This is a genomic window from Geodermatophilus obscurus (genome assembly GCF_900143215.1).
Classification (GTDB): Bacteria; Actinomycetota; Actinomycetes; order Mycobacteriales; family Geodermatophilaceae; genus Geodermatophilus; species Geodermatophilus obscurus_A.
Genome location: NZ_FRDM01000017.1, coordinates 23,479 through 36,254, shown reverse-complemented (window position 1 = coordinate 36,254; position 12,776 = coordinate 23,479). Strand labels below are relative to the sequence as shown.

The 12,776-nt window shown below is 76.3% G+C and carries 13 protein-coding genes; 9 read left to right on the top strand and 4 right to left on the bottom strand.

Features of this window, described 5'->3' with window-relative positions:
• Positions 1-109: 109 nt before the first annotated feature.
• Positions 110-1,765 (top strand): GGDEF domain-containing protein, encoded by a 1,656-nt coding sequence (locus BUB17_RS15765; RefSeq protein WP_072919551.1) that lies wholly within the window; start codon positions 110-112, stop codon positions 1,763-1,765.
• 104 nt (positions 1,766-1,869) lie between these two features.
• Positions 1,870-4,590 carry a diguanylate cyclase domain-containing protein gene (locus tag BUB17_RS15760; protein ID WP_244277264.1) on the top strand — a complete coding sequence of 907 codons (2,721 nt, stop codon included), beginning with the start codon at positions 1,870-1,872 and terminating at the stop codon, positions 4,588-4,590.
• A 138-nt stretch (positions 4,591-4,728) separates the two neighbouring features.
• On the opposite strand, the gene BUB17_RS15755 is transcribed toward BUB17_RS15760, so the two are convergent.
• A complete protein-coding gene (locus BUB17_RS15755) occupies positions 4,729-5,208 on the bottom strand; it encodes a VOC family protein (RefSeq protein WP_072919547.1) in 480 nt (159 codons plus the stop codon).
• A gap of 27 nt (positions 5,209-5,235) precedes the next feature.
• On the opposite strand from BUB17_RS15755, the gene BUB17_RS15750 reads away from it, so the two are divergent.
• The gene (locus tag BUB17_RS15750) at positions 5,236-5,991 is read left to right on the top strand and encodes a helix-turn-helix domain-containing protein (RefSeq protein ID WP_072919545.1); all 756 of its coding nucleotides are present in this window, start codon (positions 5,236-5,238) and stop codon (positions 5,989-5,991) included.
• On the opposite strand, the gene BUB17_RS15745 is transcribed toward BUB17_RS15750, so the two are convergent.
• Positions 5,930-6,190, bottom strand: coding sequence for a hypothetical protein (locus tag BUB17_RS15745; RefSeq protein ID WP_072919543.1), 261 nt, complete (start codon positions 6,188-6,190; stop codon positions 5,930-5,932). The genes BUB17_RS15750 and BUB17_RS15745 overlap by 62 nt on opposite strands.
• Between BUB17_RS15745 and BUB17_RS15740 the strand changes: the two genes are divergently transcribed.
• Complete coding sequence (locus tag BUB17_RS15740) at positions 6,189-6,812, top strand: membrane protein YczE (RefSeq protein WP_072919541.1); 624 nt, start codon at positions 6,189-6,191, stop codon at positions 6,810-6,812. The genes BUB17_RS15745 and BUB17_RS15740 overlap by 2 nt on opposite strands.
• On the opposite strand, the gene BUB17_RS15735 is transcribed toward BUB17_RS15740, so the two are convergent.
• Positions 6,805-7,881 (bottom strand): MFS transporter, encoded by a 1,077-nt coding sequence (locus BUB17_RS15735; RefSeq protein WP_244277262.1) that lies wholly within the window; start codon positions 7,879-7,881, stop codon positions 6,805-6,807. The genes BUB17_RS15740 and BUB17_RS15735 overlap by 8 nt on opposite strands.
• Positions 7,882-8,231: 350 nt before the next feature.
• On the opposite strand from BUB17_RS15735, the gene BUB17_RS15730 reads away from it, so the two are divergent.
• The 5 genes from BUB17_RS15730 (at position 8,232) to BUB17_RS15710 (ending at position 11,705) form a co-directional block, all read left to right on the top strand.
• Positions 8,232-8,831, top strand: coding sequence for a TMEM165/GDT1 family protein (locus BUB17_RS15730; RefSeq protein ID WP_072919537.1), 600 nt, complete (start codon positions 8,232-8,234; stop codon positions 8,829-8,831).
• 134 nt (positions 8,832-8,965) lie between these two features.
• Positions 8,966-9,346 carry an antibiotic biosynthesis monooxygenase gene (locus BUB17_RS15725; RefSeq protein ID WP_072919535.1) on the top strand — a complete coding sequence of 127 codons (381 nt, stop codon included), beginning with the start codon at positions 8,966-8,968 and terminating at the stop codon, positions 9,344-9,346.
• Positions 9,347-9,388: 42 nt separating this feature from the next.
• Positions 9,389-10,351 carry an ABC transporter ATP-binding protein gene (locus tag BUB17_RS15720; RefSeq protein WP_072919533.1) on the top strand — a complete coding sequence of 321 codons (963 nt, stop codon included), beginning with the start codon at positions 9,389-9,391 and terminating at the stop codon, positions 10,349-10,351.
• Positions 10,348-11,181, top strand: a complete 834-nt coding sequence (locus BUB17_RS15715; protein ID WP_175561385.1) for an ABC transporter permease — start codon at positions 10,348-10,350, stop codon at positions 11,179-11,181. Before BUB17_RS15720 ends, BUB17_RS15715 begins: the two co-directional genes overlap by 4 nt.
• Before the next feature lie 77 nt (positions 11,182-11,258).
• Positions 11,259-11,705 (top strand): YdeI/OmpD-associated family protein, encoded by a 447-nt coding sequence (locus BUB17_RS15710; RefSeq protein ID WP_072919531.1) that lies wholly within the window; start codon positions 11,259-11,261, stop codon positions 11,703-11,705.
• Positions 11,706-11,864: 159 nt separating this feature from the next.
• Here BUB17_RS15710 and BUB17_RS15705 read toward each other — a convergent pair whose 3' ends face one another.
• Complete coding sequence (locus tag BUB17_RS15705; protein WP_072919529.1) at positions 11,865-12,767, bottom strand: haloalkane dehalogenase; 903 nt, start codon at positions 12,765-12,767, stop codon at positions 11,865-11,867.
• Positions 12,768-12,776 lie beyond the last annotated feature (9 nt).

The following is a 12,776-nucleotide window of genomic DNA, read 5'->3' as shown; positions in this document are numbered from 1 at the left end:
ACGAGGGTAGTGCGGTCGGGGACGGGCGGGTGCCCCACCCGGGGGAGCTGCCACGCTGTCGCAGGACCCGGAGCCGTGCAGCGGCCGGACACCGTGGTTGGAGGGATGCGTGACCCCCGGCCCCGCGCGCCTCACCGAGGGTGACCTCGACGATGCGCTCTGGCGTCTGCTGTCCGTCAGCGACCGGGACGACCCTGCTGCCTTCGCCGCCGAGCACGATCGCGCGATCGAGGCCCTGGACGCCGCGACCGAGCCGCGCTGGGTCGCCTGGCGGCACGCCCTGGCCGCCCGCCGCGCCCTGGTCGACGGCGACCGCGAGGCCGCGGCGGCCGGGGTGTCCGCCGCCCGCGACGCCCTGGGCCGGTGCCTGCCGGGCGCGCAGACCGCACTGACGCTGGCCTACCTGGCCGCCGTCGAGGTGGCCGCCGACCACGTCGACGCGGCGATGGTGCTGGCCATCGACGCCGGCCTGCTGGCCGAGACGGCAGCGGCCGACGGCCCCTCGCGCGCCCTGCACCAGGCCCACCTGTGGCTGTCGCTCGCGCTGGGCGCCCTCGACCTGGAGGAGCTCGCCGTCGCCCAGGCGCTGCAGGGCTCCCGGGTGGCCGACCAGCTGCCGGGCGTCGCCGACCGCTGGCGACTGCTGCAGCTGTGCGCCCAGCAGCACGCCGAGCTGGCGCAGACCCTGCACCGCCGAGGCCAGGTCGAGCCCACCCGGGAGCTGGCCGGGGCGGCGGTGGACCTCGCGGAGGCCGCCCGCGCCCTGGACTGGGAGGCCGAGCCCGCCGACCAGGACCTGCTCGACGTCGTCCAGGCGTGGGCGATGGCCGGCTGCGGCGAGGTCGAGGACGCACTCGGCCCGATGCGCCGCGCGCACAAGCGGGTGCACCGGGACGGCGGGACCTGGCTGCGCGGCTACGCCGACCTGGTGCTCGCCCGGCTGCTGTCCCGGCTGGCCCGCACCCGGTCCGGCGGCGGGCACGACGCCGAGGCCACCGACCTGCTGGTCGACGCCGCCGGCGCCTTCGCCGCCACCGGTGACCGCCGCCGCTACCGCCAGTGCCTGCTGGAGCTGGGTCAGGGCACCGCGGCGATGGGCCGCCCGGCCGAGGCGCTGCACTGGCTGGAGGCCTACCGCGCCGACACCGGCCGCGCGCACGCCCGTGGCCGGGAGCTGTGGGCGGAGATGTTCGTGCGGCGCAGCCGGCTGCGGGAGGCCGAGCGGCAGACCGCTCACCTGCGCCGGGTCGCGCTGGAGGACCCGCTCACCGGGCTGGGCAACCGGCGCAGCGCCGAGCGCCGGCTGGGCGGCATGCGCGTGGGCGCCGAACCGGTGTCGTTGGCCGTCGTCGACATCGACCGGTTCAAGGCGGTCAACGACGACACGTCCCACTCGCACGGCGACGAGGTGCTGCGCCGGGTGGCCGAGCTGCTGCGGGAGCACAGCCGCTCCGGTGACGAGGTGTACCGGTGGGCCGGCGACGAGTTCCTCGTCGTCCTCCCGACGGCGACCGAGGCCCAGGCGCTGGCCGCCGTCGACCGGCTGCGCGCCGCCGTCGCCGGCGCCCACTGGGGTGACCTGCAGCTGCCCGAGCCGGTGACGGTGAGCATCGGCGTGGCCACCGCCCCGGCGGCGGTCGAGGACGAGCCGCTGGGCTGGCGGTCGCTGTTCGACACCGCCGACCTGCACCTGTTCACCGCCAAGCGCGGCGGACGCAACCGGGTGCGCGCCCACGGCGGCCGCGGCGGGGACGACGCACCGTGACGGCACGGACCGGGAGGGACGGCTGTGACGGGAGTGCACCGGGCGCCCGGCGAGCCCCCCTCCCGGTGCTCGACTCCGTTGACGACGGCGGGCACAGTGCGCTCGTGCCTCCCGGAGCCCTGCACCACCGGGTGACCGTCGCCCTGTCCAACTGGCAGCTCGACGACGCCGAGGAGCTGCTGGCCGACGTCGGCACCGACTCCCCCTACGTGGCGCCCGCACCGCGCGACGGCGGCGCCGACCGTCCCGCCGACCTGGGCCGGGCCTGGGCCGACACGCTGCGCGCCGAGCTGCTGGTCCGCCGCTTGCGGCAGGCCGGCTTCACCCTCGTCGGCGACCCGGTGGAGCCCGCGTCCGGCCCCGGTGCGGCGCCCGCGCTGGACCTGCACGCCGGCGTGGCCGAGCTGATCGACGGCGCTCCCGCGAGCGAGGACGGCGACCCGCGCGCCTCCTCCGCGGCGCTGGCCATCGCGCTGGTGCGCTCGGCGAAGGCCGCCTTCGACGCCACCGCGGACGAGCTGCAGCGCGCCGCCGGCCTGGCCCGGCACGCCCGCATCGAGCTGCTGTCCCGCCGCACCGACGCCGCCATGGACGAGGCCGTGGAGGCGGCCAGCCTGCTCGACCCCGCGATGCCGCCCTCCGCGCTGCTGGTGCGGACCCTGACCGACCTCGCAGGCGTGCTCGCCGACCTCGAGCTGATGCCGCTGGCCCTGGACTACCAGCGGCGGGCGCACGAGACCGCGGTGACCGCCGCCGCGGTCCCCGGGGCGCTGCGACCGGAGGACGGCGATCCCGACGTCCTGGTGGCCCGCGCCGCCAGCTCCCTGGGCGAGCTGTGCGCCGAGCTCGGGGAGGCGCTGCTCGACGACGGCGTGCCGGACGCGGCCGGGCCGCACTTCGCCGAGGCCCGCACGCTGGCCGAGCAGGCACTGACCCTGCTCCCGCCGGAGTCGGCCGAAGCGGTCCTGGCCGCGCAGGTGGTGCACGGCTGGGCGCTCGTGGGCCTCGGCGAGCACGCCGCGGCCGTCGGACCGCTGCGGGCCGCCGTCCACGCCACCACCGCCGGTGACCGGGCGCTGCACGCCGCGGCGCTGCTCGCCCTGGGCCGCGCGCTGCGCCGGCAGGGGAACGGCCGTGGCGCCGACGAGCAGTTGGCCCTGGCGCTCGCCACGGCCACCGAGCACGGCCTGCCGCGGCTGCGCCGGGCCGCGTTGCGCGAGCTGTGCACCCTGCACGCCGAGCTGGACGACGCCGGCCGGGCGCTGCCGTACCTGCAGGCCTACCTGGCCGACGAGCTGGACCGGGTCGACGAGCGGCGCACCCGCTGGGTGGAGCTGTTCGGTCGGCGCAAGAGCCTGCTGGAGACCGAGCGGGCCGCCGGGCAGCTGCGCCGGCAGGCCTACGAGGACCCGCTCACCCACCTGCCCAACCGGCGCTACGCCGAGGCGACCCTCGACGGGCTGCTGGGCGGCGGGACGACGGCGGCGCTGGCCGTCGTGGACGTCGACCGGTTCAAGGAGGTCAACGACGCCGTCGGCCACGCGGGCGGCGACGACGTCCTGCGCCGGGTCGCCGAGATCCTGGTGGCCGGGTGCCGCGACACCGACGAGGTCTGCCGGTGGGCCGGCGACGAGTTCGTCGTCCTGCTGCCCGACACCACCGCCGAGCAGGCCGAACACGCGCTCGAACGCTGCCGCCGCGCGGTGGCGGGGACCGACTGGGCCGCACGGGGGCTCCCCGTGCCGGTGACGATCAGCGTCGGCATCGCCTCGGCCACCCGCGGCGACGACCGGCGCACGCTGTTCGCCGCCGCCGACGGCGTCCTCTACGACGCCAAGCGCACCGGCCGGAACCGGGTCGTCCGGCTGTCGGCGGTGACCCAGACGCGGGTCGCCGGGAGCCCGCCGGACGCGCTGTACGGGCCGGCTGCGACTGCTGTGACGGACGGGTCCTCCCGGGACGACACGGCCGCCGCCGGCTCCCCGGAGGAGTCCGCGGCGGCCCCTAGGGTCCCTGCCGTGCAGCCTTCCCTGCTGGCCGACCCCACCGCTGTGACCAGCGGCTTCGCCTCGCTCCTCGTCGAGCCCGCCGATCCGCCGCTGGGCCTGGGCAGCTCCGCCGAGCCGGCCCTGGCGCCGGTTCCGCCGGCCGCCGCACCGCCCGCCGAGCCTGCTGCCCCACCGGCCGCGCCGGCCCGCGGGACGCCGGCCGAGCCCGACGTCATCTGGGGCACCGGCCGCAGCACCGAGCAGGTGCTCGCCCTGGTCCGCGAGGCGCGCCGGCAGTTCCCGGACCGGCCCGCCGTCGTCGTGCGGGCTCCCGCCGAGACGCTGGTCGCGCTGGCCAGCGAGCACGACGCCTACACGACGGTCGACGCGGCGTCGATGTCCGCGGCGGTCGGGCCGCTGCCCGAGCCCGCCGGTCGGATCGGCGTGCTGTGCGGGGCCGGCGGCGACCTCGCGGTGGCCGCCGAGGCCACCTTCGCCGCCCGCGTCACGGGGACCGCGGTGGTCCGGGTGGACGACGTCGGGGGCAGCCGGTTCCGCGCCGGGCTGCCGGGCGGGGCGCTGTCGGAGGACGTCGACTGCCTGGTCGTCGTCGCGGGGCTCGACGCCTCGCTGGCCGGCCTGGTCGGCGTGCTCACCGACGTGCCGGTCGTCGCCGTTCCCACCTCGACCGGGCAGCCGGGCTCCTTCGGCGGGTTCAGCGCGCTGCTGACCATGCTGAACTCGGCCGCGCCCGGCGTGGTGGTGAGCAACATCGACAACGGCCACGCCGCCGGCGTCTTCGCCGCCCGGGTCGCCCGGAGGACGCACAGGCGCTGACCACGCCGCCACGGTCGGCGACGATCAGCTGAGCTCACCGTCGCGGGTCCGGGCTCACGACCAGTGATGAGCCCGGACCCACCGGGATCAGCTCACCTGGTCATCGCGCGGGGGAGCCACGGCGGCGGGGGCGGCCGATCACTGCGCGCCGGACGCCGCCCACTCGGCGAGACGCCGCTCCTGCTCCTCGGGGCTGACGTCCTCGACCTTCGTCATGATCGCCCAGCGGTGGCCGAACGGGTCGTAGACGGAGGCGAAGCGGTCGCCGGTGACGAAGGTGGCCGGCTCCTCGCGCACCGTGGCGCCGCGCTCGACGGCGCGGGCGAACACCGCGTCGACGTCGGCGACGTAGACGCAGGTGGAGCTGCTCACCCGGTCCGACTCCTGCCCGCTCGGGGCCACCAGCCCGTAGGCGTCGTTGGGGTCGCCGAGCTGCAACCGGCCGAGGCCGAGGTCGAGCTCCGCGTGCACGACCGTGCCGTCGGGGCCGTCCATCCGCTGGACGACGGTGGCGCCGAAGACGTCGGCGTAGAAGCGGATCGCCTCGGCCGCGGGCGAGCAGACGAGGAACGGGGTCAGCGTGGTGCAGCCGTCGGGACGGCCGTTCGTGATCGCCATGTCCCCGAGCCTGCCTAGGCTCCGGCCGTGCCGTCTTGGAGGAACGCGACAGGTCCGGCGAGCGGCCTGCTGCGGCCGGCCGAGACCGCCCGCGAGGCCGGTCTGCGCCGCGACGCCCCGGTGTCCCCGGTGCTGGCCCCGTTCGTCGAGCGGTACTGGTCGGTGCGGTGGGACCGGACCGGCCGACCGCCGCACCGCTCCGAGGTGCTCAGCCACCCCAGCGTGAACCTGTCGGTGGAGTCCGGCTCCGAGCCGCGGTTCGGGCACGCGCTGCCCGCCGTCCTCGTGCACGGCGTCACCCCGCGTCGCTTCACCATCGACCTCGTCGGGACCGGCCGGGTGACCGCGGCCAAGTTCCGCCCGGGTGGCTGGGTCGCCTTCGGCGGCCGGCTGCCCGGCCGGGCCACGGCGACGCCGCTGGGCTCCGCGCTCGGCCTCGACGCCGCCCGGTTGCGCGACGCGGTGCTCGCCGTCGAGGACGACGGCGCCCGCGCGGCGGTGCTCGACGCGGCCCTCGCCCTCCTGGCCCCGGACCCGCCCGCGGCGTACCGGGACCTGTTCGCCGGCTACGTCGGGCTGAGCCCCAAGGCGGTGCTCGCCCGGTACCGCCTGCAGGACGCCGCGGCGACGATCGACGCCGGCGCGGTCGGCGACCTGGCGGGCCTCGCGGCGTCCCTGGGCTGGTTCGACCAGTCGCACTTCAGCCGTGACTTCCGGGCCGTCACCGGCACGACGCCGTCGGCCTACCTGCGACGGGCACGCGCGGCCCGGGGCACCGGCTGAGCCCGGGTCGGACCACCGGCTGCGGCAACCCGCACCACAGCACCGGGCCGCCTGCCGGCTCGGGCACCCGCCGCCGCAGCTCGGCCGTCAGCACCGACCGGTGCTCGCGCAGCTGCCCGCGCCAGGCCGGCAGCGACCCGTCCAGGTCGTCGAGCAGCGCGCAGGCGGCGAGCTGCTCGACGACGGAGGATCGGGGCATGCCCCCGCTGCTGACCGCCCGGCCGGCCCGACGCCTCGTCCAGCTCTACGCGGGCCTGGCGCTCTACGGGCTCTCGATGGCCCTGCTCGTCCGCTCGGGCCTCGGGGTCATGCCGTGGGACGTGCTGCACCAGGGCCTGGCGCGGCAGCTCGGCTGGTCCCTCGGGGTGGTCACCATCGTCGTCGGCGCGCTGGTGCTGCTGGCGTGGGCCCCGCTGCGCGAACGGCCGGGGCTCGGCACGGTCAGCAACGTGGTCGTCATCGGCCTGGTGCTGGACGCCGTCCTCGCCGTGCTGCCCGAGCCGTCGTCCCTCGCCGTCCGCGTCGCGCTCGTCCCCGCCGGCATCCTGCTCAACGCCGTCGCGACCGCCGCCTACATCGGGGTCCACCTGGGCCCGGGGCCGCGCGACGGGCTGATGACCGGGCTGGTGCGCCGCACCGGGCGCTCGGTCCGGCTGGTGCGCACCTCGATCGAGGTCCTGGTCGTCGGCCTCGGCTGGCTCCTCGGCGGCACGCTGGGCGTCGCCACCGTGCTGTACGCGCTGGCCATCGGCCCGCTGGTGCACGCGCTCCTGCCCCGGCTGTCGGTGGACCTCCCCCGCGCGCCGGTCCGCGTCAGCTGACCGGCGTCCGGCGCAGGCCCGCTGCCACCACGGGGACGACGGCGACCACGAGCACCGCCACCGCGACGACGCCACCCAGCGCCCAGGCGGCGAACACCAGCAGGGCGGCCAGCTCGGTGCCGAGGCCCGCGACCGAGGTGACCGTCGCCCGGCGGGTGCTGTCGATGCGCTCCTGCAGCCGCGCCTCGGCCACCACCAGCACCGCCAGGTAGAGGGCGTAGGCGACCGCCACGAGCACCAGCGCCGCCGGGCCGGGGACGACGGCCACCGCCCCGAGCAGCAGGCCCGAGAGGAGCAGCAGCCCGGACAGCGCGCGGTCGGGCAGCCGGTCGGCCCGGCCGCCCAGCGCGGCGCCGAGCGCCCCGGCCAGCGTGATGCCCAGGACGGCGACCGGGACGGCGACCGTCGGCACCCCGCGGTCGCCGGCGAGCACCGGGAAGTACTCCTCCACCGCGTCGAGCCCACCGACCAGCGCGACCGCGAGCACGGTGAGCCGCAGCCCGGGAACGCGGACGGCCTCGGCCACGCCGCTGCGCAGGGTGCCGAGCAGGGACTCGCCGTCGGACTCCCGCGGCGTCTCGGGGAACCGCAGGGCCAGCGCCGCCCAAGCGAGGCACACCGCGGCGCTGGCCCAGCCCACCAGCGCGTAGCCGCCGAGGGCGTACAGACCGGCGGCCACGGCCGCGGTCGGGATCTGCACCAGCAGCTCGGCCGACGTCATCCAGCCGTTGACCCGGGCGAAGGACCCCTCGGCGCCCACCTCGGCCAGGCCGTCGTGGACCAGCGCCTCGACGGTGCCGGAGACCAGCGCGCCGGCCACGCCCCAGACGACGAAGCCGGCGAGGAAGCCGGTGGTCTGCGGCGCGACGGTCCAGACGACGAAGGCGGCCGCCTCCAGGGCGCCGCCCGCGACGAGCGCGCCGCGGCGGGACCACCGGTCGGCCAGCGCGCCCGCCGGCACCTCGGTGAGCACCGCGGTGACCGACCAGGCGGCGAACAGCAGCGAGATCTCCGCGGCGGAGAGCCCGGTGTCGAGGAACAGCAGCGCGTAGAGCGGGTAGAGCGGCACCAGCTCCGACAGCGCGGTCCAGCACACCGCCAGGCGGGCGAGCGGCCGGGCGGCGGGCGGCAGGGGAGTTCCGGCCGGGCGTCAACGGAAGGGCACGGGCCGGACCGTAGCGGGGGTCACCCCCGCCCGCAGCCGGTTTTCCGGCCGCGCTCGGCTAGGCTCTCCGGCCGAGAAGGGGAGTAGCCCCCCGTCCGCTGGTCGACACGCTGGCGCCTCCGGGTGCCCGGTCAGCGGGCCCACGCTCGGCCGTGGGTGGGCGAGACCTTCGACCGCAGTCGCCATCGCCGGCAGCTGCCGGTCGGAGGCTGCCCGCATCCGTCCGGCAGCGCCCTGACGGAAGTGAGAACCCCGTGTCCCTGACGGTCGTGCTGACCGCCTTCGTGCTCGTCCTGCCGGTCGAGCTGCCGGACAAGACGCTGTTCGCCAGCCTGGTCCTGGCCACCCGCTTCCCGCCGCTGCCGGTGTTCGTGGGCGTCGGGACGGCGTTCGGGCTGCAGGTCGCGATCGCGGTCACCGCGGGCAGCCTGCTGTCCCTGCTGCCCGAGGCGCTGGTCAGCGGCGTGGTCGCGGTGCTGTTCCTGGTCGGTGCGGTCCTGCTCTGGCGCAGCGCGCAGGAGGGGCCGGAGGACGCCGCCGACGTGGCCGAGGGCAAGGAGGGCCGGTCGTTCTTCCGCGTCGCCGCCATCTCCTTCGGCGTGCTGTTCGCCGCGGAGTGGGGTGACCTGTCGCAGCTGGCCACCGCCGGGCTGGCCGCGCGCCTGGACGACCCGATCTCGGTGTTCGCCGGGGCGTGGGCCGCGCTGCTCACCGTCTCGGCGCTGGCCGTGTTCCTCGGCAGGAAGCTGGCCGACCGGCTGCCGGTGGCGCTGATCCGCCGGGTGGCCGCGGTGCTGTTCCTCGTCTTCGCCGTCGTGGCCGCGGTCGAGACGGTGCGGACCCTCGCCGGCTGAGAGAGGACCCCCCTGCCTCCCGCCCACTCGCGAGCTCGCGGCGGGACCCTGCAGGGGCCGGGGGCACAAAGCCACTTCCCGTCCGTGGCGAGGAGGCCCAACCTCGCTCCACACGTGGAGCTGAGGAGGTCGCCGTGGCCGTCATCCCCGATCTGCCCTGGACCGCCGAACACATCGGCGACGGCGCGGGCGTCGTCATGGTCACCCACCTGCACCTGCGCCGGCTCCGCGACGTCCCGGCGTTCTTCCGCGACTCGCTGGCCATCCGGAACCAGACCATGGCCGCCCCTGGCGCGCGCTCGCTGTACCTGCGGGCACAGCCGCTGGCCCGGCACTTCACCACCGTGTCCTGGTGGGATGACCAGGCCGCCGTCGTCGCGTTCGTCCGCACCGACCCGCACCGCGCGGCGATGCGCCGTTGGGGCCCCGAGATGCGGGAATTCAGCAACCGGTCGTACCCCGGCACCGAGGGCGTCATCCCCACGCTGAAGACGGCTGCTGCGCTGTCGGCGTAACGCGCTCGGCCCCGGCCCCTCCCGGTGGGAGCATGGCCACCGATGGATGCGGCCGTGCGGGTGACCGACCTCGTCAAGCGCTACCCCGGCCGGCCGGTCAACGCCGTCGACGGGATCTCCTTCACGGTGGAGCGCGGGGAGGTCTTCGGCCTGCTCGGCCCCAACGGCGCGGGCAAGACGACGACGATCGGCGTCCTCACCACCCGGGTGCTGCCCACCTCGGGCGCCGCCAGCGTCGCCGGGGTCGACGTCGCCGCCGACCCGGTGACCGCGCGCAGCCGGCTGTCGGTGGTGCCGCAGCGGCCCAACCTCGACCGGGCGCTGACCGCCCGGCAGAACCTGGTCTTCCACGCCGCCTACCACGGCGTCGGCCGGGCCGAGCGCAACCGGCGGGCCGACGCGCTGCTCGAGCAGCTGGGCCTGGGCGGGCGCGGCGGGGACAAGGTCGACGACTACTCCGGCGGGATGGCGCAGCGGCTGCTCATCGCCCGCGCGCTGATGCACGCCCCGCAGGTGGTCTTCCTCGACGAGCCGAGCACCGGGCTGGACCCGCAGGCCCGGCTGTTCGTGTGGGACCGCATCCGCGAGCTCCGGGCCGGCGGCGTCACCGTCGTCCTCACCACCCACGACATGGACGAGGCGGCCGCGCTGGCGGACCGGGTCGGGATCATGGACCACGGCCGGCTGCTGGCCCTGGACACCCCCGCCGCGCTCACCCGCTCGCTGCCCGGCAGCGCCACGCTCGACATCGACCTCGAGCGCGCCCCCGAGGACACCGACGAGGCCGTGCTGGACGCGCTCGCACCTCTGGCCGAGCGGGTCGAGCAGGTCGCCGACAGCTCCGGGCTGCGCGCCCGCCTGTACCTCTCCGGCGACGCCGCGGCGCTGGTCGGGCCGGTGTCGGAGGCCCTCGGCGCGCGGGGCGCGCGGCTGACCGGCGTGCGCATCGGCGAGCCGAGCCTGGAGGACGTCTTCCTCAACCTCACCGGACGGGAGCTGCGATGAGCACGGACACGGTCGCGCCGGGCCTGGTGGTCCAGGCCGGGGCAGCCGCAGCGGGCCGGCCGGACGTCGGCCGGGCGTTCCGGGCGCTGCTGTGGCGCGACGTGTTCGTCACCGGCCGCGAGCTGGTGCCGTTCCTGCTGCAGGTCGTGCTGCAGCCGGTGTTCCTGCTGTTCGTCTTCGGCAAGGTGCTCGTCGAGCTCGGCTTCGCCACCGACCAGTACGCCGACGTGCTGCTGCCCGGCGTCATCGCGCTGACCGCGTTCCTCACCGCGCTGCAGAACACCGCCTTCCCGCTGGTCATCGACTTCTCCTTCACCAAGGAGATCGAGGACCGGCTGCTCGCGCCGCTGCCCACCGCGCTGGTCGCCGTCGAGAAGGTGGTGTTCGCGCTGCTGCGGGCGCTGATCGCCGCGGCGGTGATGTTCCCGATCAGCTGGTGGGTGCTCGGCACACTGCCGGTCGAGTGGGGTGACCTGCCGGTGCTGGCCGCGTTCCTCGTGCTCGGCTCGCTGGTCGGCGCGGTGATGGGCATGACGCTCGGGACGTTCGTGAAGCCCAACCGGATCAACATCGTCTTCGCCGTCGTCCTGACCCCGTTGCTGTTCACCGGGTCCACCCAGTTCCCGTGGCAGTCGCTGGACACGCTGCGCTGGTTCCAGGTCGTCTGCGCGCTCAACCCGCTGACCTACGTCAGCGAGGCGCTGCGGGCGGAGATGGCCCCGGAGGTGCCGCACCTGCCGCCGTGGCTGTGCGCGCTGGCGCTGACCGGCTTCCTCGCCCTCTTCGGGGTGACCAGCCTCATCGGCTTCCGCCGCCGCGCCCTCGACTAGGGGGAGGACCCGTCCTCCCCACACCTCGCGAGCTCGCTGCGGTGCCCTGGACGGGGCCACCCTCTACGCTCCCGGCCGTGGACTTCCGGACGACGGTCGTGCAGAGCGGGAAGACGGCGACGGGGCTGCAGGTGCCCGAGGACGTCGTCGCGGCCCTGGGCGGCGGCAAGCGGCCGCCGGTCACCGTCACCCTGGGCGGGTACGGCTACCGGACGACGGTCGCGCCGATGGGCGGGGCGTTCTGGATCCCGCTGGCCGCCGAGCACCGCGAGGCCGCCGGACTGCAGGCCGGGCAGGAGGTCGACGTCCGGGTGGAGCTCGACACCGCGCCGCGGGAGACCCCGCTCCCCGAGGACCTGGCTGCGGCGCTGGACGACGGCGCGCGGACCTTCTTCGACGGCCTGGCCCCGTCGCACCGCAAGGAGTGGGTGCGCTGGGTCGAGGAGGCCAAGAAGCCCGAGACCCGCGCCGCCCGCGTCGAGAAGACCGCCGAGGCGCTGCGCGCGGGCCGCAAGACCCGCTGAGCTCGCTCCCTCCGTCGGTGCCGAGGACGGACGACCCGGATCCGCAGATGGTGCCTCCCGCAGTCCTCAGGCGGTGAGTGCAGCTGCACTCACCGCCTGAGCGCTCCGGGGGAGTTCCCCGGCCGGCGGGCCCCGGCCGCGGGCAGCACCCGGGATCGGCTACCGCAGGGTCGGGATCCACTCGGCCAGCGCCCGGCCGATCTCGTGCGGGGAGTCCTCGGGCACGAAGTGCGCGCCGGGCACGGTCACCTCGGTGAGCGCCCGCCACTTGCGCACGAACGCCCGCGGCCGGCCGACCAGCATGAAGCCCGGGTCGGCGTTGAGGAACAGCTTGGGGACGTCGCTGGTGCGCAGCCACTGGCCGTACCGGGCGACGACGTCGCGGACCTTGGGCGGCACGTTCTCGATCGGCAGCTGTCGCGGCCACTCCAGCGTGGGCCAGCGGTGCGCGGGGTCGGCGAAGGGCTCGCGGTAGCGAGCGTGCGCCTCCGGGCTCAGGCCGCGGGCGACCGACGCCGGCAGGATCCGCTCGACGAACGCGTTCTTCTCCAGCACCGCGGCCTCACCGTCCGGACCGCGCATGGTGCGGAAGATCCGCCGTCCCTCGGCCGGCCAGTCGGCCCAGGTCAGCGGGACGACCAGCGCCTCGGTGAAGGCGATGCCGCGGACCGCGCCGGGGTGGCGGTGCGCCCAGTCGAAGCCCAGCGCCGAGCCCCAGTCGTGCAGCACGAGGGTGACCCGCTCGGTGGCGCCGACCGCCTCGAGGAACCGCTCCAGGAAACCCGCGTGGGCCGAGAACGAGTAGCTGCCGCGGGTCGGGTCGGGCAGCTTGTCCGACTCCCCCATGCCGATCAGGTCCGGCGCCAGGCAGCGGCCGAGGTGCTGCACGTGCGGGACGACGTTGCGCCACAGGTAGGACGACGTGGGGTTGCCGTGCAGGAAGACGATGGGATCGCCCTCCCCCACCTCGACGTAGGCCATCTGCAGGTTGCCGTCGGCCCGGCGGTCGACCCGGACGCGCCGGCGGGGGAACGGGTCGTCGGATGAGACGTCGGCGGCCATGCTGCGATC